Origin of the sequence: Enterococcus sp. AN402, assembly GCF_040719405.1 — a bacterium.
Taxonomy (GTDB): Bacteria; Bacillota; Bacilli; order Lactobacillales; family Enterococcaceae; genus Enterococcus; species Enterococcus faecalis.
In genome coordinates this window covers 89,296-107,500 of record NZ_JBFDTM010000004.1, presented here as the reverse complement: position 1 = coordinate 107,500, position 18,205 = coordinate 89,296, and the positions used below count along the sequence as shown (strand labels likewise).

The 18,205-nt window shown below is 38.6% G+C and carries 17 protein-coding genes, 1 tRNA gene and 2 rRNA genes (1 of these 20 cut by a window edge); 3 read left to right on the top strand and 17 right to left on the bottom strand.

Going from position 1 to position 18,205, the window contains the following annotated elements; all coding sequences use genetic code 11:
- The 6 genes from AB1I62_RS01870 to AB1I62_RS01845 all read right to left on the bottom strand — a co-directional run.
- Positions 1-616, bottom strand: a 23S ribosomal RNA gene (locus tag AB1I62_RS01870); it reaches 2,297 nt to the left of the window's first position.
- A 176-nt stretch (positions 617-792) separates the two neighbouring features.
- Positions 793-865 (bottom strand) — tRNA-Ala (locus tag AB1I62_RS01865).
- A 79-nt stretch (positions 866-944) separates the two neighbouring features.
- Positions 945-2,505: ribosomal RNA gene (locus AB1I62_RS01860) — 16S ribosomal RNA — on the bottom strand.
- Together the 16S and 23S rRNA genes with 1 tRNA gene alongside form the textbook arrangement of a ribosomal RNA operon.
- 432 nt (positions 2,506-2,937) lie before the next feature.
- Positions 2,938-3,186 (bottom strand): hypothetical protein, encoded by a 249-nt coding sequence (locus AB1I62_RS01855; RefSeq protein WP_002392518.1) that lies wholly within the window; start codon positions 3,184-3,186, stop codon positions 2,938-2,940.
- On the bottom strand, positions 3,170-3,541 hold the full coding sequence (locus AB1I62_RS01850) for a hypothetical protein (RefSeq protein WP_002385270.1): 372 nt from the start codon (positions 3,539-3,541) through the stop codon (positions 3,170-3,172). The genes AB1I62_RS01855 and AB1I62_RS01850 overlap by 17 nt, the downstream gene beginning before the upstream one ends.
- Positions 3,542-3,605: 64 nt before the next feature.
- Positions 3,606-3,974 carry a CvfD/Ygs/GSP13 family RNA-binding post-transcriptional regulator gene (locus AB1I62_RS01845; RefSeq protein ID WP_002365178.1) on the bottom strand — a complete coding sequence of 123 codons (369 nt, stop codon included), beginning with the start codon at positions 3,972-3,974 and terminating at the stop codon, positions 3,606-3,608.
- A gap of 183 nt (positions 3,975-4,157) precedes the next feature.
- Between AB1I62_RS01845 and AB1I62_RS01840 the strand changes: the two genes are divergently transcribed.
- Positions 4,158-5,324, top strand: a complete 1,167-nt coding sequence (locus AB1I62_RS01840) for a MalY/PatB family protein (protein ID WP_033595447.1) — start codon at positions 4,158-4,160, stop codon at positions 5,322-5,324.
- Between the two features lie 33 nt (positions 5,325-5,357).
- Here the strand turns inward: AB1I62_RS01840 and AB1I62_RS01835 are convergent, their stop codons facing one another.
- Both AB1I62_RS01835 and AB1I62_RS01830 read right to left on the bottom strand, forming a co-directional pair.
- A complete protein-coding gene (locus AB1I62_RS01835) occupies positions 5,358-5,564 on the bottom strand; it encodes a DUF3955 domain-containing protein (RefSeq protein ID WP_002355151.1) in 207 nt (68 codons plus the stop codon).
- A 164-nt stretch (positions 5,565-5,728) separates the two neighbouring features.
- Entirely contained in the window at positions 5,729-6,319 is a 591-nt protein-coding gene (locus AB1I62_RS01830) for a peptidylprolyl isomerase (protein ID WP_002361120.1), read from the bottom strand.
- A gap of 204 nt (positions 6,320-6,523) precedes the next feature.
- Here AB1I62_RS01830 and AB1I62_RS01825 point away from each other — a divergent pair, with 204 nt between their 5' ends.
- Together AB1I62_RS01825 and AB1I62_RS01820 are read left to right on the top strand one after the other, a co-directional pair.
- Positions 6,524-7,534: an NAD(P)/FAD-dependent oxidoreductase gene (locus AB1I62_RS01825; protein WP_002368301.1), complete on the top strand. Its 1,011-nt coding sequence runs from the start codon at positions 6,524-6,526 to the stop codon at positions 7,532-7,534.
- A gap of 148 nt (positions 7,535-7,682) precedes the next feature.
- Positions 7,683-8,645 carry a phosphoglycerate dehydrogenase gene (locus AB1I62_RS01820; RefSeq protein ID WP_002355148.1) on the top strand — a complete coding sequence of 321 codons (963 nt, stop codon included), beginning with the start codon at positions 7,683-7,685 and terminating at the stop codon, positions 8,643-8,645.
- A gap of 64 nt (positions 8,646-8,709) precedes the next feature.
- Here the strand turns inward: AB1I62_RS01820 and AB1I62_RS01815 are convergent, their stop codons facing one another.
- The 9 genes from AB1I62_RS01815 to AB1I62_RS01775 form a co-directional block, all read right to left on the bottom strand.
- On the bottom strand, positions 8,710-10,263 hold the full coding sequence (locus AB1I62_RS01815; RefSeq protein WP_104859308.1) for a bifunctional UDP-sugar hydrolase/5'-nucleotidase: 1,554 nt from the start codon (positions 10,261-10,263) through the stop codon (positions 8,710-8,712).
- A gap of 97 nt (positions 10,264-10,360) precedes the next feature.
- A complete protein-coding gene (locus AB1I62_RS01810; RefSeq protein WP_002359172.1) occupies positions 10,361-11,641 on the bottom strand; it encodes an extracellular solute-binding protein in 1,281 nt (426 codons plus the stop codon).
- A 23-nt stretch (positions 11,642-11,664) separates the two neighbouring features.
- Entirely contained in the window at positions 11,665-12,954 is a 1,290-nt protein-coding gene (locus AB1I62_RS01805) for an MBL fold metallo-hydrolase (protein WP_002359171.1), read from the bottom strand.
- Positions 12,938-13,756, bottom strand: a complete 819-nt coding sequence (locus tag AB1I62_RS01800) for a carbohydrate ABC transporter permease (RefSeq protein ID WP_002355144.1) — start codon at positions 13,754-13,756, stop codon at positions 12,938-12,940. Before AB1I62_RS01800 ends, AB1I62_RS01805 begins: the two co-directional genes overlap by 17 nt.
- Before the next feature lie 4 nt (positions 13,757-13,760).
- Complete coding sequence (locus tag AB1I62_RS01795; RefSeq protein ID WP_002355143.1) at positions 13,761-14,636, bottom strand: carbohydrate ABC transporter permease; 876 nt, start codon at positions 14,634-14,636, stop codon at positions 13,761-13,763.
- A complete protein-coding gene (locus AB1I62_RS01790; RefSeq protein WP_002396511.1) occupies positions 14,636-15,769 on the bottom strand; it encodes an ABC transporter ATP-binding protein in 1,134 nt (377 codons plus the stop codon). The genes AB1I62_RS01795 and AB1I62_RS01790 overlap by 1 nt, the downstream gene beginning before the upstream one ends.
- A gap of 146 nt (positions 15,770-15,915) precedes the next feature.
- On the bottom strand, positions 15,916-16,854 hold the full coding sequence (locus AB1I62_RS01785; RefSeq protein WP_002373102.1) for a glycosyltransferase family 2 protein: 939 nt from the start codon (positions 16,852-16,854) through the stop codon (positions 15,916-15,918).
- A 207-nt stretch (positions 16,855-17,061) separates the two neighbouring features.
- The gene (locus tag AB1I62_RS01780) at positions 17,062-17,391 is read right to left on the bottom strand and encodes a HesB/YadR/YfhF family protein (RefSeq protein ID WP_002355140.1); all 330 of its coding nucleotides are present in this window, start codon (positions 17,389-17,391) and stop codon (positions 17,062-17,064) included.
- Positions 17,392-17,445: 54 nt separating this feature from the next.
- Positions 17,446-18,111: a TrkA family potassium uptake protein gene (locus AB1I62_RS01775; protein ID WP_002355139.1), complete on the bottom strand. Its 666-nt coding sequence runs from the start codon at positions 18,109-18,111 to the stop codon at positions 17,446-17,448.
- Positions 18,112-18,205 lie beyond the last annotated feature (94 nt).

Below are 18,205 nucleotides of genomic sequence, written 5' to 3'. Positions count from 1 at the left end.
GTTCATTCTACAAAAGGCACGCCATCACTCATTAACGAGCTTTGACTTGTTGTAGGCACACGGTTTCAGGATCTATTTCACTCCCCTTCCGGGGTGCTTTTCACCTTTCCCTCACGGTACTGGTTCACTATCGGTCACTAGGGAGTATTTAGCCTTGCGGGATGGTCCCCGCGGATTCCGACGGAATTTCTCGTGTTCCGCCGTACTCAGGATCCTCCTAGGTGTTGTTAGCATTTCGTCTACGGGGCTTTCACCCTCTTTAGCGGAATTTTCCAAATCCTTCAACTATACTAACAGACTACCATATCGGAGTCCTACAACCCCAACAAGCAAGCTTGTTGGTTTGGGCTCTTCCCGTTTCGCTCGCCGCTACTCAGGGAATCGAATTTTCTTTCTCTTCCTGCAGGTACTAAGATGTTTCAGTTCTCTGCGTCTACCTCTAATCAGCTATGTATTCACTGAAAAGTAATATCCTATAAAAGATATTGGGTTCCCCCATTCGGAAATCTCTGGATCATAGCTTACTTACAGCTCCCCAAAGCATATCGGTGTTAGTCCCGTCCTTCATCGGCTCCTAGTGCCAAGGCATCCACCGTGCGCCCTTATTCACTTAACCTTATCAACCTTACGGTTGGGTCTTGATCACTTCTTCTAGCGATAGAAGGTTAATCAATAAATAAGCAATTGAACTTATTAAAAAACTCATTCAACGCGGTGTTCTCGGTTTGTTTTGATTCTTTTTACTTCAATATCCAGTTTTCAATGAACGAATCTGATAGCAAAAGCTATCAATGGAGCCTAGCGGGATCGAACCGCTGACCTCCTGCGTGCAAAGCAGGCGCTCTCCCAGCTGAGCTAAGGCCCCGAACTTATTTGATTGAGAGTAGACCTCTCAAAACTGAACAAAGTAAAGACGAAATGTGTATTTCCGTAATATTCCTTAGAAAGGAGGTGATCCAGCCGCACCTTCCGATACGGCTACCTTGTTACGACTTCACCCCAATCATCTATCCCACCTTAGGCGGCTGGCTCCAAAAAGGTTACCTCACCGACTTCGGGTGTTACAAACTCTCGTGGTGTGACGGGCGGTGTGTACAAGGCCCGGGAACGTATTCACCGCGGCGTGCTGATCCGCGATTACTAGCGATTCCGGCTTCATGCAGGCGAGTTGCAGCCTGCAATCCGAACTGAGAGAAGCTTTAAGAGATTTGCATGACCTCGCGGTCTAGCGACTCGTTGTACTTCCCATTGTAGCACGTGTGTAGCCCAGGTCATAAGGGGCATGATGATTTGACGTCATCCCCACCTTCCTCCGGTTTGTCACCGGCAGTCTCGCTAGAGTGCCCAACTAAATGATGGCAACTAACAATAAGGGTTGCGCTCGTTGCGGGACTTAACCCAACATCTCACGACACGAGCTGACGACAACCATGCACCACCTGTCACTTTGTCCCCGAAGGGAAAGCTCTATCTCTAGAGTGATCAAAGGATGTCAAGACCTGGTAAGGTTCTTCGCGTTGCTTCGAATTAAACCACATGCTCCACCGCTTGTGCGGGCCCCCGTCAATTCCTTTGAGTTTCAACCTTGCGGTCGTACTCCCCAGGCGGAGTGCTTAATGCGTTTGCTGCAGCACTGAAGGGCGGAAACCCTCCAACACTTAGCACTCATCGTTTACGGCGTGGACTACCAGGGTATCTAATCCTGTTTGCTCCCCACGCTTTCGAGCCTCAGCGTCAGTTACAGACCAGAGAGCCGCCTTCGCCACTGGTGTTCCTCCATATATCTACGCATTTCACCGCTACACATGGAATTCCACTCTCCTCTTCTGCACTCAAGTCTCCCAGTTTCCAATGACCCTCCCCGGTTGAGCCGGGGGCTTTCACATCAGACTTAAGAAACCGCCTGCGCTCGCTTTACGCCCAATAAATCCGGACAACGCTTGCCACCTACGTATTACCGCGGCTGCTGGCACGTAGTTAGCCGTGGCTTTCTGGTTAGATACCGTCAGGGGACGTTCAGTTACTAACGTCCTTGTTCTTCTCTAACAACAGAGTTTTACGATCCGAAAACCTTCTTCACTCACGCGGCGTTGCTCGGTCAGACTTTCGTCCATTGCCGAAGATTCCCTACTGCTGCCTCCCGTAGGAGTCTGGGCCGTGTCTCAGTCCCAGTGTGGCCGATCACCCTCTCAGGTCGGCTATGCATCGTGGCCTTGGTGAGCCGTTACCTCACCAACTAGCTAATGCACCGCGGGTCCATCCATCAGCGACACCCGAAAGCGCCTTTCACTCTTATGCCATGCGGCATAAACTGTTATGCGGTATTAGCACCTGTTTCCAAGTGTTATCCCCCTCTGATGGGTAGGTTACCCACGTGTTACTCACCCGTCCGCCACTCCTCTTTCCAATTGAGTGCAAGCACTCGGGAGGAAAGAAGCGTTCGACTTGCATGTATTAGGCACGCCGCCAGCGTTCGTCCTGAGCCAGGATCAAACTCTCATAATAAAAGTTAGAACAATCTTACGATTGTTAAGCTCAATTTGTTTGCTAGCATATTGCTTGCTTGTTAAAAATGTTTGTTGTCTTGAATTGAATCAAGACGCCCTACACATTTGGTTCGTCTATTCTTTGTTCAGTTTTCAAAGGTCTACGTTACCTCGCAGCAACTTTTATATCATAACAAACTTTCGTTTGAATGTCAAGAACTTTTTTAAAAAGTTTTTTAAGTTGTTTCGCTCGGTTGTTGTTGTCTGTTGTGACAACTTCTATATCTTATCACCTCGCTTGTTATTTGTCAACAACTTTTTCGTTGTTTTTTCAAACTTTTTTCGAGATATTTGAAATCAAGAATTGTTATTTAATTATTGATTTCTGAATCGCTCAGCTGTGTGACTCGCCTTGCGACATGTAATAATATATCAAGATTTTGATGTTTGGTCAACACTTTTTTTCAAAAAAATTAAAAGAAGTTTTCAATCTGTTTTCATTCTTTTCAATTATTTCGTTTTTAAACTTTTTAAATCCTAATTGTCTATCAAAACAGTTTAATTCCTTACTAAAAATCGAACAATTTGAATCATATATTTGAAATAGTTCGATTAACTTTTTTACGTACAACATAAAAAAAGAAAGAATCTGTTCGATTATCGACAGATTCTTTCTTTTTTGTTTAAAACATTGGGACACCTTCAATATGATATTTTGACCAAATCGTTTTTAATTCTGCAGGTGCTACCCATGTATAGTCTTTATCCATTTCATTTTTAAGTGCTTGTTCATCCATCTCGAAGACAAACAGCGGAACATTTTCTTTATTGATATGCGCGTTAGTTAATTCTACTAAGCTAATTGAAGTAACGTCCAATTGAACCTCTTCTTTGAACCATTGTAGCATACTAGCTAAACCCGTCATCTCATCAGAAACTTTTGCCATCGCAAACTCAATCGCTTCACCTATTGGATGCATCAAAAATTTTTTACTACCATCGTTTAAGTTCAGTATGATTGTTCCAGCGACTTTTTTGTTAGACACGACATCCACCTCAATTAATTTTTAGATTCACTAACAAAAGAAATTGTAACACACTTTCTGAAAAAATACAGAATTATTTTTCAAGCAACTTATCCATTGCTTCATCAATCCATTCTGGAAGTTCTTTGTCTAAGGTTGCAAAGCCAATTTTTTTATTCTTATCCGTAAAATATTTTTTGCGTCGATGGTTCACTGAATGAACTTTGTCTTCAAGGGTCCGTAAAGATAAGCTAATCTTTTGAGAATATTCATCAACATCAATAACTTGAACGGTTACTTTTTGTCCAACGGTTAAGAGTCCATGGATATTTTTAGTAAAGCCAGCTTGTACTTCCGAAACATGAATCAGTCCTTGTGTTTCTTCGTCTAAAGAAACAAATGCGCCATATGGTTGAAGTCCGGTAATTGTGCCAGAAAGTACCATACCAATTTTGTACTTCATCAAATTTCCTCTTTTCATACGATAAATTTCTTTTTCCGTTTCTACTCATTTAAAATAATAGCATTTTTTCAACGTTTGTGCATTATTTCTTCCCTAGTTGTTAAAACAATTGTTTCATCTTTTAAGCAAAATCTACTATACTATAGGAAGTAAGACTTTATATAGAAGAAAAGGAGTTATCTTATGTTTAATTTTAATGAAACCATTGATCGTCGCCACACGAATTGTGTTAAATGGGACACCGTTGAAACGAGTTACCACGAAAAAGATTTACTACCTTTATGGGTTGCTGATATGGATTTCAAAGTACATCAGCCTATTCTTGATGCCTTGTCACAAGTTATTGAACAGGGCATTCTAGGATATGCAGTGGCACCTAATGAACTGTATCAAGCAATTCAAGATTGGCAACGGCAACACCATCAATTGATTGTTGAAAAAGAAGAAATTTTGTTTAATAGTGGCGTGGTACCCAGCTTGGCCACAGCCGTTCAAGCGTATACAGCACCTGCTGATTCTGTCATGATTTGTGATCCAGTCTACCCCCCTTTTGCAGATGTGGTAAAACAAAATGAGCGTAGACTTGTGTGCCATTCTTTACTAGAAGTTAACGGACATTATGAAGTTGATTTGGTTAAAATGGAACAACAGATAATCGAAGAAAAGGTGAAACTGTTACTTTTTTGTAATCCCCATAATCCTGGTGGACGTGTTTGGACAAAAGAAGAATTGCTAGCAATTGGCCGTTTATGCCAAAAACACCAAGTAACTGTAGTTAGCGATGAAATTCATCAGGATTTGATTTTCAAACCGCATACCTTCACTTCCTTCACTGTTGCTGATGAAGCATTTAAGGAATTCACTGTTACCTTAACAGCGGCAACGAAAACCTTTAATTTAGCGGGTATTAAAAATTCAATGCTGTTCATTCCTAATGAAAAACTACGGCAATCTTTCGTATCTTTACAAGACAAAAATCATCAAGGCGGTATCAATACTTTTGGCTACGTTGGAACGGCAGCTGCCTATCAAACAGGGGAAGAATGGCTAACGGCGTTACTTGATTATTTAAAAGAAAATATTGATTTTGCCCTTTCCTTTTTCCGTGAAGAGCTGCCTAGCGTTCGTGTAATGGAGCCTGAAGGAACCTATCTTTTATGGTTAGACTTTAGTTCTTATTCGCTAACGGATCGGGAACTTCGCGATACCTTAATTCATAAGGGGAAAGTGGTTCTAAATCCAGGAATTAGTTTCGGTCCCCAAGGTTCTCAACACATGCGTTTAAACTTAGCTTGTTCAAAAGAAACTCTCGAAGAAGGCCTTTTACGTATCAAAAAAGCTTTTAATTAAAAACAGCTGTCCTAGTTTTTAGGACAGCTGTTTTTAATTCTTTCTTTTGCGTTTAGCTAAATAAACTCTGACGAACCAGATACCTGAAAATAGAAGTAAAATTTCTCCAATTATGATTGTATAAAATCCTGGTTCATGAACGATTCCTTGCTGATCTACATACGTAAAAAACGTTCCTATAAATGGGAGTATTACTGCAAACAAAGCCAAGGCCATTGGATATCTGTATTTTTCTAACAAATTTGGTTCCTCTCCTTCTATTCTTTAACTCAGTATCCTATAAAGACTTCATTAAAAGAAGCGATTTGGATGCTTTTAAAAAAAAGTTAGTCGTTTTAAGAAAAAAATAAAGAGTACCAACGAATTTGTCCCTCGTTGGTACTCTCTTTTTCAATTGGTTAAACTTATTCACCAATGATTTCAACTGTGTCCATGACGACGTCAAATGTTGGACGGTCTTGGGCATCCCGTTGGACTCCACCAATTTCATCCACTACATCCATACCATCAACAACATGACCAAAAACAGTATGACGGAAGTCTAACCAAGGTGTTCCGCCTTGTTTGTAAGCTTCAATAATTTCTTCTGGAAAACCAGCATCTTCTAACTGACTCATCATTTGAGCTGGAACATTTTGATTAGTAACAACAAAGAATTGGCTGCCATTTGTGTTAGGACCAGCATTTGCCATTGACAATGCGCCACGCAAATTGAAAACATCCCGAGAAAATTCATCCTCAAATGCTTCTCCATAAATACTTTCGCCGCCCATTCCTGTTCCGGTTGGGTCACCGCCTTGAATCATAAAATCAGGAATCACACGATGGAAAATAACGCCATCATAGTAGCCCTTTTTCGCTAATTCAACAAAATTTTCAACCGTTTTAGGCGCTTGTTCTGGGAATAATTGAACAGTGATGTCGCCTCGGTTTGTTTTAATGACCGCTTTTGGGCCTTTAGCATTTTCTAAATCTAATTGTGGAAATTGTGACATGAGAATGTCCTCCTAGATAATTATTTTATAGTTCCATCATATCGAAAAATGCTGAAAATTGCTATGATCTTTTTCCAATGATTAAAGAATGCTTTGATTCGTTAGCCAAACTTGCTTTTTTCGAAAAGCCGTGCTATTTTGTGAAGTGTTCGCAAAACGATCAATAGTTGTCTCAACCCTAAATGAATTAGGAGGAATTTTCAAATGTCTGATGAAAAAGATATTTATGATTTAACAATTATCGGCGGCGGTCCTGTTGGATTATTTGCCGCTTTTTATGCGGGAATTCGTAAAGCGAAAACGAAAATCATTGATAGCCTGCCGCAATTAGGTGGTCAGCTAACAATGCTGTATCCCGAAAAATATATTTATGATATTCCTGGATTCCCTGCTATTAAAGCCGGTGAGTTAATTGCCAATTTGGAAAAACAGATGCAGCCATTTCAGCACGATGTTTGTTTGGAAGAAGAGGTCACACACCTTGCACAGGAAGCAGATGGACTTCTGCGCTTAGACACAACTAAAGGCACACATTATTCTAAAACGGTTATCTTTGCGATTGGTAACGGTGCTTTCCAACCTCGACGTTTAGCTATCGAAAATGTTGAAGCCTTTGAAGGTGAGTCAATCCATTATTATGTGACTGACATGAAAAAATTCGCTGGCAAAAAAGTTGCGATTGCTGGTGGCGGCGATTCCGCAATTGACTGGGCTTTAATGCTAGAAAACGTTGCAGAAGAAGTATCTATTATCCATCGTCGCCCACAATTTCGCGGCCATGAACATAGCGTGGAACAACTGGAAAAATCTAGTGTTTCTATCAGAACTCCTTATATCATTAGTGATATTTTAAAGGAAAACGAAACGTTCACAGGCATCCAATTAACGGAGACAAAAGGTGACCAAACATTGGATCTCCCTCTGGATGATTTAATTATCAATTATGGCTTCACTTCTTCTTTAACACACCTCAAAGAATGGGGATTAGACGTTTCTAGAAATGCTATTAATGTTCATTCCGATATGTCAACTAACATTCCTGGTGTATACGCTGTAGGGGATATCTGTTCCTATGAGGGAAAAGTGAAATTAATCGCTACAGGATTTGGTGAGGCACCTACTGCCGTAAATAATGCTTTACATTACTTACGGCCCGATGCTCGACGTCAACCAGTTCATAGTACAAGTTTATTTGAAAACGGCGTACCTAAATAAGGTTAGCACTGGACTTTAGCAGTTTTTAAGCCAAGGACAAAAATCTAAATCGGATTTTTGTCCTTGGCTTTCTGCTTTACTGAAAAGCCTTTCTTTTTCTCTTTTAAATTTATTTTTGATACAATAAAAAGTGCTAGGAGGAAGAAAGATGAACCAACCAATTATTTATTTAAATGAAGTATTCAACGAAGAACAACTGGAACAAGTGAAAGCTGTGGCGCCCAATTATCTAGTTAAAACATCTACTGATCATTTATCCTCTGCTGAAGAAGAGGCAATCGAAATTATGTTAGGCTGGCATAAAGAAATTGGTCCGCGTTTATTAGCCTCTGATACTAGTCACCTAAAATGGATTCAGCTCATTTCTGCTGGTGCTGATTATATGGATTTTGATAAATTAAGAGAAAAAGGCATTCTGTTGTCTAATGGTAGCGGAATCCATAGTGTTTCTATCTCAGAACATGTTTTAGGCGTTTTATTAGCACATACTCGCGGACTGCAAGAAAGTATCCAACAACAAATGCAACACACATGGAATCAAACAGCCCCTTCCTATCAACAACTTTCTGGGCAAAAAATGTTAATCGTAGGCACTGGGCAAATCGGACAACAATTAGCTAAATTTGCTAAAGGTTTAAATCTTCAAGTTTATGGCGTGAATACCTCTGGACATGTGACGGAAGGCTTCATTGAATGCTATTCACAGAAGAATATGAGTAAAATTATCCATGAAATGTCCATTGTTGTGAACATTCTTCCTTTAACTGAAACAACAAAACATTTATACAATCAGGCACTTTTTGAAAAAATGGCTCCTGAAACAATTTTCGTAAATGTTGGTCGCGGCGCCTCAGTAGCAACGAACGATTTGATAACTGCCTTAAACAATAAAACCATTGCTTTTGCTGCCTTAGATGTCTTTGAAGAAGAACCGCTTCCCGAAGATAGCCCTTTATGGGAGATGCAGAATGTTTTATTAACACCTCATATTTCTGGCATGACACCGAAGTTCAAATCAAAATTACTGGCGATTTTTATTCCAAACTTAAATCAATTTGTGACGGATCAGACCCTCGTCAAAAACCAAGTTTCTTTAAAAAAAGGCTATTAATTCAAAAAAGGCCTTCAACCATCTTTCAAGTAATTGCATGGTTGAAGGCTTTTTTTGCTATTTTTTACCAGATAACCTTGAAGTTATCATTTGTCGACGCTTGAATGATTGGATGTTTTTTTAAATATTCTGCAATCAGTTCCGTCATATCAATTTGAATTTCTCGAATAATTTTTTCAGGTTGGAACATTTGATAGTTTCCGCCACCGACTGCTCGGTATTGATTTGTCACGATTTCCAAAACATCTTCTGCTTGCACTGCTTTACCATGATAATTAAGTTTCGTCACTCTTTCACCAAACGGTTGTCTTAAATCAAGCGTATACTCAATGCCTTCATACATGTCATAATTATAGTATTGTGGTTTTGGATCGACATATTTCGGGTTAAAAATTGGTTGGCCTTTTTCTAACACAAAATAAGTAGCGCTTTGTTCTAACGCTTCACGGAGGTCTTGTCCAGTGACACGCAATACAGCCAAGGTATTTGGATAAATATAGTTGGTAATGATATCGCGCATCGTAATTTGGTTATTAAACCCTTTGCCTTCATTGTTAAAAAGTGCAGTCCCTGAAATATCCGTTCCGCTTGAAGCCATTTGGACGTTATTAATAAATTCTATATATGGATGTTCTTTTAGGCGTACGGCATTCGGATTTTGAATCGTCATATCCCCTTCCACATTTCCCACTGGTTGGTCAAGCCACTCTTCTACCTCGTCATGTAACGCTGTTGTCAAAGCTAAAACTTCTGTATCTGGTTGTTCGTTTCCAACAGGATGAATAGCTGCGTCACTTTCAATAACGCGATAGCCTTTAGCCATAGGTTCAATTTCTAAAGTAATTTCTCCAACGAAAGCTCCTCTAAAACCTGGTTGAATCACAGGTATTCCATTCAGTTTTGTAGCAATTTCTCGATGTTGGTGACCAGTGACTAAGGCATCAATCCCAGGAACTTTTTCCAATAAATCGTAGCCTTCATTTTCTCCTGTTAGTAATTCCGTGGGTTCCCCTGTTTCTAAATCTTTTTCAAAACCGCCATGGTAAGCAACAACAACTAGATCCGCTTCTTCCCGTAATTTTGGCACGTATTCTGCCGCTGTTTCAACGACACTTTTAAACGTTAAATCTTTGACTGTTGCCGGCTGTTCCCAATGAGGAATATATTGAGTCGTCACGCCAAGGATGGCTACTTTAACCCCTTGTTTTTCTATGATGACATACGGCTGACCGAAATAAGGTTGTCCATCTTTACCAAGAATATTGGCAGCTAAAACTGGCTGTTGATAACTGGCAATCGTTTCCTTTAAATAATCTAATCCGTAATTAAATTCATGGTTACCTAAAATGCTAACATCATAATTCATTTGATTAATGATTTTAGTGATGGCTTCCACTGAATGTGTTTCTGCTTTTCTTACGTAGTAACTAAGCGGCGAACCTTGAATAAAATCCCCATTTTCAATTTGAAAAACTGGTCCTTCGGCAGACGCCCGTAACTTTTTCAGCATGGTTGCTGCTTTTGCGGTTCCAAAAGGCAAATCCATCTTTTTTTCACTATAACTTGTCGGCATAATATACCCATGCATATCACTTGTTGCTAAAATTTTTATTTGCATTTTGTTTCTCTCCTTCTTCCGACCAAAAGAACAGGAAGGTTAGAACACGAGCCATAACGACTCAGATCCCAACCTCCCACGTCTGTTTATTTATTGATTATTGGTTCCATGCTTGTTCAAATTGTGATGTTGCATCTTTCAATAATTTTTTCGTGTCTTTATTTGATGAAGCAAAAATACTTTCCATAATTGTCCGCATTTCATTATAGGCTGAATCAGCATTTTCTTCTACTGGGATAGCGAATAAATCTTTTACTGCGTTTTCAAGTTGTGCAGGTACTTTGGTTGTCTTAGAATTTTTGTACTCATCACTGTGTAAAACAGATTCTAAAATTGGCATATAACCTGTTTGTTGTGCCCAGTACAATTGTGAATCAGGCGTAGCTAAGAATTTCATGAATTCAAATGCCGCTGTCCGTTGTTCTGGCGTAGCACTATCGAACATATAAATATCTGTTCCTTGTTGTAAATTGATTTTTTCAGGACGTGGTGCAACACCGTATTCATAGCCACCAGCTTCAGCATCTTTTTGAACAAAACCAGCACCAGCAATACTACCGACAAACATTGCTACCTTTTTGTTTGCAAATGGGCCAGATAAATATTTATCTGAACCAGCTGTGCGGAAGTAACCTGCTTCGATACCATCACGGTAATAGTCCACGACTTCTTGTGAATCTTTGCTTGTTAAATCTAAGTCTTTATTAAAATCAACGCCTTTGTTTTTCATTCCAATTGCGTAATAGTTATTTAACGAGTCAAAACCAGCACCAACGACTTCTTTGTTGGATTTTTCGTAAATTGTTTTAGAAGCTTCTTTTAATTCCTCTAATGTTTTCGGTACTTCAACACCATATTCTTTCAACAAATCAGCATTATAGAATAACATTTCTGTCGATTTATTAAATGGAATGCCGTATTGTTTGCCGTCGATTTTGGCGCCGTCTAACAATACTTCACGAATTGGCTCTGCATCTTTCCAGCCGATTGTGTCATCATCCATATATGGTTTTAAGTCCACTAACATTTCATCTTGTGCAGCATTCCATAACCAGCCTGGGTACGCTTGCGTAATTGTTGGTAAATCTTTTGGTGAAGTTAAAGTCGAATTGATTTTGGCTTGTAAATCAGGGTAAGCAGATTGATTTTGTAATTCCACTTTAATTTTTGGATTTTCTTTCATGAAGTCTTTCGTTAATTTTGTTAACGCTTCTTCTTGAACCCCATTCATTGCATGCCAGAAAGTGATTGTCGTATCTTCCTTCACTTCTTTCACAATATCGTTTGATTCTTTGGCCCCATTACCGTTACCACAAGCCCCCAATGCGAAAATAGCTGCGGTTGCTAACACTGTTGTTGCTAGAGTTTTGAACTTCATTTTTTTCTCTCCCTTAAAAAAATTTATAAAACAATTTGCTCGCCACGTTCTGGCAATATTCTTTCACCATACGGGTTTTCCAGTTTTTCTGGTTTTAAGGTATGGATTGGAACCAATACTTGAGGTTCAATCAATGCAATAATTTTATCCAGATCTTCTGGAATTGCATGTCCTGAACAAGCTAAACGGACAAAAGTAATGTCTTTTTTAGCCAACAAATCTAAAAACACGCGATACTGTGGATCAAAGTCCCCTAACGGTTGTGCATCACTGTGAATGTATAAACTACCTTCTTGGAGGTTGTCAAACTGGTTCACAACTTGCCACAGATAGTCTGTTTTGTCCTTTAGTAACGTGTCATACGGGATTTCTAACGCTGGATTCAATTCTGGTATTTTACCAGATTCAGCATAATAATAACGAACTTCTATTCCAAATACTTCAAGTAACAACGCAGCCATATTTGCTTCTAAAACGACTGTACGTGGTGACTTTTCAATAATCTTAGCAAAACGTTCCACGTTTGCTGGATAACCATTAAAGGTAATTTGTCGATTTGGGTTTTCTAGTTCTAAACGAACCAAGTGCTGAACAAGATCTTCTTCACTGACAACCGCTATTTGGGCTGGATCTGGTTCACGTTCTGGGAAGCTAATGCTTACGCCTTCCATCATTAATAATTCAGTATGTTTGGCTTTTTCACAAAAAGCTAAAGTCTCTTCACGATTATGGCCATGTAAGCGCAAATCACCTGTGTATGTGATGAAATGGTCAGGCGTGCGAATCAGTAATGCCGAAGCACCGTACGCATCATGATCAACAGGTACGATTTCCACTGAAATTTCGCCAACTTTAATAACATCGTTTTTATTAAGACCAATCATTTCTCGGGTAAAATTCTTTTCTTCAAACGGTGATGGAATCAAAAAATCACCTTTGCGATTTAAACTATTTAGAATCATTTTCGTTTCTTTTAATGTGTACAACGGAACAGCTGGGTCTAAATAATTAATCATGCGCGAATGATCTAAATGGGCATGAGATAAGAAAACAGCGGTGTGTTGATACTCTTTGTCTTCTGCACCATGATATTCATAACCTAAACGTGGATCATATAAGTCTTTTAATTCTGGCACTAAACGATTATTAATTAAGGTTTCAATGTGATCATCGGGCAAATCTAATTCTGGTCGAAATTCTGTACCAAAATCAAAGAAGATGTGGGCATCTTTATACGCCACTTCAATCACGGTTCCTCCAATTGTTAAAATGCCACTGTGAAAAGTCACAGTTGTTTTAGCCTTTGATTCCATTTTTTGCAACTCCTCTGATAATTTCTTTTCTGAAAATCAAGTAAATAATTAAAATTGGAATAACGGTTAATGTTGCAGCAGCCATTTGTAAATGTACGTCACTACCGCTCTCTGTCGCAAAGGCCGATAGTCCATTATTCAATAAACGGTATTTTTTCTCGTTCGTCACCAATAATGGCCACAAGAAAGAATTCCAACTAGAAATAAATGTTAAAATCCCTACTGTTACTAACGCTGGTTTTGACATTGGTACTAAAATACGCCAAATATATTCTAAATCACTAGCACCATCAATCTTGGCAGCCTTGTAAAAAGTATCAGGAATACCTTTTAAATAACCATTTAAATAGTAAATATAAAAAATACTAGTTAAAAATGGAATAATTAAGGCGCTGTAAGTATTTAACAAACCTAATTGCGCAATCGTTTGATAATTGGTAAAAATAATAGATTCATACGGAACCATTAACAACGAAATCATCAAAGCAATGACCACATTTTTAAAACGGAACTTCAAACTCGTTAATGCGAATGAAGCTAACACGGCGGTGACTACCGTAGCAATCGTTGTAACGCCTGAAACAAAGACTGTGTTCAAGAAATACCGAAGAAAGGGTGCTTTTTGAAAGACCTCTGTGTAGTTTTGCCATTGTGGTTGTTTCGGAAACATGGTTGGCGGCATGCTGGTCGCTTCAGAGTAACTCATTAAACCAGCTAAAATCATATAGACAAATGGAAATAACGTAATAACGGCTAAAATGCCTAAGAAAACAAATGCGATAATCGTTAAAACTTTTTTCATTAGCTTATTGCCCCACTTTCTTTAAGAGTTTATTTTGTAAGAAAGTGACCACTAAAATAATCACAAATAAAATCACTGTGGCGGCCATCGCAATTCCGGGACGCCCTGCAATGTGGAATTTGTCATAAATATAGTACACTGCGGTTGTGGCACTATTGGCAATCCCCGCACGACCACCGAATAAAGCATAAACTTGTGTATAAACTTTAAAGGCGCCAATTAAATTGACCGTTAATAAAAAGGCAATGGTCGGGACTAGTTGCGGAAACGTAATACGTCGGAAAATTTCGCCGTCTGAGGCGCCAAACATTTTTGCAATTTTAAAATGTTCTTCATCAATATTTCTCAACCCAGCCAACAAAATAATAATATTAAATGCTAAACTCGTCCAAACCCCAAAAATAATCAATGTTGGCATACTCATTTGAACATTATCTAGCCAGTTGACAGAAGGAATGCCGAAAAAGCCTAAGACGTAATTGACAATTCCATAATCGCCATTAAAGAAGTAACGGAAGACAATCCCAATGGCAATCGTACTCGTTACATAAGGCATAAAGAAAATCGTTTCAAAGAAACTCTTATGTTTAACTTTTTCAAAGATAATCCAAGCAATTGCTAGGGAAATTATCAAGGCAATCGGTACCACAGCAAATGCATAGAGCGCTGTATTTTTTAACGCTTTATAGAAGATTGGATCATTCAATACACGTTGATAATTTTCTAAACCAGCGTAGCGTTGGTTAATTAAGGAACCTTTTTGGAAGCTCATCCACAAAGAACGAAACAGCGGATAAACGCTAAACAGTAAAATGATTCCTAATGATGGCAGAAGGAAGAGCCATGCTTTTGGTTGATTTTCTGGATTGTATTTTTTCATTAGTAAACCCGGTCTCCCGCTTCGTTAAAGATAAATACTTTTTTATATGAAAAATCAAAAGATAAAGTGTCTCCTTCTTCAATCGCTTCTTCTACACTTACAATTGATTTCACTTGTTCATTTCCTAATGTAAATCGTAAAATACGTTCTCGACCAATCAATTCCACTAAATCTGTCGTTGTGGTAAAGAGACCTGTTTCAGCTGGTACCACATCTTCTGGACGAGAAGCAAACGTATATTTCCCATCAGTCATTGGCATTTTAAAGCGTGCTTGCTCAAAACGCTCAAGCGGAATTTCAAAACTTTCGTGGTACATTTTGCCGTCTTTCACTTCAACAGACAATAAATTAATAATTGGGTTACCTATGAACTGAGCAACAAATAAGTTATTTGGTTCTAAGTAAAGGTTTTGAGGTTCATCATTTTGTTGAATAACCCCTTCGTTTAATAAAATAATTTTATCACTGATTGATAGCGCTTCCTCTTGGTCGTGCGTTACAAAGATTGTTGTAATGCCTACTTCTTTCACCAAGCGGCGGATTTCTTCACGAATTTTCAAACGCAAACGTGCATCCAAGTTACTTAAAGGCTCATCTAATAATAAAACATCTGGTTTTTGAACTAACGCCCGGGTAATCGCAACACGCTGTTGTTGACCACCAGAAAGTGTGCCTGGCTTTTTATGGCTTAACTCTTCAATATTCGTTAGTTTCATATATTCTTCGGCAATAGCTTGTGCCTCTGCCTTGGGAACTTTCTTACTTCCTACTGTCAAAGGAAACATTACGTTTTCTAGAACAGTCATATGTGGATATAAGGCATAGTTTTGAAAAACGAACCCGATGTTCCGATCTTTTGGTGCTGTTTTGACAACCGATTGCTGTCGAAACTGAATATCTCCATCACTTGGATGTAATAAACCTGCAATTAAGTTTAAAATTGTGGATTTCCCACACCCACTTGGTCCTAACAAACAAACCAAGTCCCCTTGCTCAATCGTAAAATTGACCGATTTTAACGCTTCAAACCCATTATCGAATACTTTTTTCAAGTCGATAACTTCTATCATGACCCAACCTCCAAAAAAACATTTAATAGCATACCTTTTGATTTTAACATTTATTTCTTGCAACCGCGAGAGCAAAGCTGTTTCATTAAGATAAAAATAGGTAAAGTTAATGTATTTTTTATGTAAAAAATGTTGTTTTTCTGAAAAGCCTGTTTACACTTTTTTTAACGCATAACAAAAAAGCAGAGAATTTTTCTCTGCTTTTTTGGTTATTTTTTAGAATCTTTTTCTGATTCCTTTACAATATAAATTGGTCTTTTTTTCGTTTCTAAGAAAATTTTGCCGATATATTTGCCAATAATTCCTAAACATAAGAGTTGTAAACCACCTACAAAAAGTACAATACAAACCATTGAAGGCCAGCCGCTTGTTGGATCACCATTAACTAATGTTCGAAAGATAATCACTAACATTGCTAGTGCAGAACCAATACACGAAAAGGCGCCAACGTATGAAGCAATATTCAATGGTGTTTCTGAAAAATTGACAATCCCGTCAATTGAATAACTTAATAGACTCCAGAAAGACCAAGAGGTTTCTCCAGCAATTCGTTCTCGATTTTTAAATTCAATATATTCTGTTTTAAAGCCGACCCAACTAAAAATCCCTTTTGAAAAACGATTATACTCAGATAACTCTAAAATCGCATCGACCATTTGTCGGGTCATGACACGGAAGTCACGGGCACCATCCACCATTTCCGTCTCAGCAATTCGATTAATGAGTTTATAGAACATCCGTGCAAAAAAGCTACGAATGGGCGGTTCGCCGTCTCTTGTTATGCGTCGTGTGCCAACACAATCTAAATCTGTACTGGTTTCAATCATCTCAATCATTTGAGGTAATAACTCAGGCGGGTCTTGTAAATCAACGTCCATGACTGTCACTAAGTCACCTGTTGCTTCTTTTAAACCAGCGTATAAGCCCGCTTCTTTCCCAAAATTTCGTGAAAAAGAAAGATAACGGACCTTCTCTGGATGTTCGCGATAAAGCTGTCTTAAAACAGCTAACGTATTATCTTTTGAGCCATCATTCACAAATATATATTCTACTGAATGAGACAGTTGCTGGCTAATTTTTTCTACTTCTTCAAAAAACAGCGGAATCGCTGCTTCCTCATTATAACAAGGGACAACAATTGATAACATTTTATTTCCTCCACACTTCAGTTAATTATCATTATACCATATGATAGCCTTATTAAATAACGATATCCAATTAAGAATAGCTTAATTAAATAGAAAGAACCTGAGAAAAAATCCAAAACGATTTTTTCTCAGGCTGACTAGCGGTTAAACGAAAGCAACAGAAATAGTCCTACGCACTACTTCAGCCTCTTTTGTTTAGCACTAAAATTATTTTGTTAAATCTTCTTGGTTTGCTTCAAATTGATAACGCGGTTCATCATTCTTTTCATCATAATCAACAATCAAATCATACCCTTTAAAGAACCAATCATCTGTTTCTTCAATAAAATAGGTAATCCCATCTAGGTTCTCTTTAATCATTGGCTCATCTGGCGCTTCTACAGACATCGCAATGGAAAAACCATCATGAACAGGTGTTTTTCCGTAAATTTTTCCGAAAAAACGAATGCCTGTCTCAGGCTGAACCCCGGTTTCTTCTTTAAACCATTGTTGGGCTTTCGGTGTCACTTCTAATTTCATTCTTTGTTCCTCCTTCACATCTCTGTCGCCATTTATTGTAGCACAGCGCAGTGCTTTTAGAGAATAAAGTGCTTAGCCATTCATTTTTTCATCTAATAAATCAACGTCTGCGGTATCACCGATAACTAATAAATTGTCGTTTTCTCGAACAATTTCAGAAGCATCTGGCGAAGCAATTACTTCTGTTTTCGAGCGGCGGATCGCTACCACAGTTAAACCAAATCGCTGACGGAAATTTAATTCTGCTAAGGTTTTATTGTAAAATTTAGGATTGGTGACCCGAACCTCAGCTAATGAAAATTCGCTAGATAATTCAATATAATCTAAAATATTGCGTGAAACAAGTTTATGGGCAATTCGAATACCCATATCTCGCTCTGGGTGAACGACCATATCTGCCCCAATTTTATCTAAGACACGGGCATGATATTCATTGACTGCTTTGGCTAAGACATTGGGAACCCCCATCTCTTTAACCATTAGTGTCACTAAAATACTCGCTTGAATATCTTCACCAATTGCCACCACTACGTGATCAAAATTCCGAATCCCTAAAGAACGCAACGTCATTTCATCTTGGGCGTTAGCCACCACTGCATGCGTTGCAATATTCATATATTCATTGACACGGTCTTCACTGCTGTCAATGGCCAAAACTTCTTGACCAGCTTCCACCAAAGTTTGGCATATGCTGCCGCCAAAACGTCCTAAACCAATAATTGCAAAATTTTGTTTCATTTCTTCTGACCGCTCCTGTCTGTTCGTTAAAATTAGTATAACAAATCCATAAATAAATTCCTAGAAGGATTTCCTAGAATTTATTTATGGATTT

Excerpts from the sequence above, each read along its gene's own strand:
- AB1I62_RS01795 (WP_002355143.1), bottom strand. The coding sequence starts at position 14,636 with ATGAAAAAATACAATCCAGAAAATCAACCAAAAGCATGGCTCTTCCTT.
- AB1I62_RS01820 (WP_002355148.1), top strand. The coding sequence starts at position 7,683 with ATGAACCAACCAATTATTTATTTAAATGAAGTATTCAACGAAGAACAA.
- AB1I62_RS01825 (WP_002368301.1), top strand. The coding sequence starts at position 6,524 with ATGTCTGATGAAAAAGATATTTATGATTTAACAATTATCGGCGGCGGT.
- AB1I62_RS01785 (WP_002373102.1), bottom strand. The coding sequence starts at position 16,854 with ATGTTATCAATTGTTGTCCCTTGTTATAATGAGGAAGCAGCGATTCCG.
- AB1I62_RS01810 (WP_002359172.1), bottom strand. The coding sequence starts at position 11,641 with ATGAAGTTCAAAACTCTAGCAACAACAGTGTTAGCAACCGCAGCTATT.
- AB1I62_RS01840 (WP_033595447.1), top strand. The coding sequence starts at position 4,158 with ATGTTTAATTTTAATGAAACCATTGATCGTCGCCACACGAATTGTGTT.
- AB1I62_RS01845 (WP_002365178.1), bottom strand. The coding sequence starts at position 3,974 with ATGAAGTACAAAATTGGTATGGTACTTTCTGGCACAATTACCGGACTT.
- AB1I62_RS01815 (WP_104859308.1), bottom strand. The coding sequence starts at position 10,263 with ATGCAAATAAAAATTTTAGCAACAAGTGATATGCATGGGTATATTATG.
- AB1I62_RS01830 (WP_002361120.1), bottom strand. The coding sequence starts at position 6,319 with ATGTCACAATTTCCACAATTAGATTTAGAAAATGCTAAAGGCCCAAAA.
- AB1I62_RS01800 (WP_002355144.1), bottom strand. The coding sequence starts at position 13,756 with ATGAAAAAAGTTTTAACGATTATCGCATTTGTTTTCTTAGGCATTTTA.
- AB1I62_RS01805 (WP_002359171.1), bottom strand. The coding sequence starts at position 12,954 with ATGGAATCAAAGGCTAAAACAACTGTGACTTTTCACAGTGGCATTTTA.
- AB1I62_RS01775 (WP_002355139.1), bottom strand. The coding sequence starts at position 18,111 with ATGAAACAAAATTTTGCAATTATTGGTTTAGGACGTTTTGGCGGCAGC.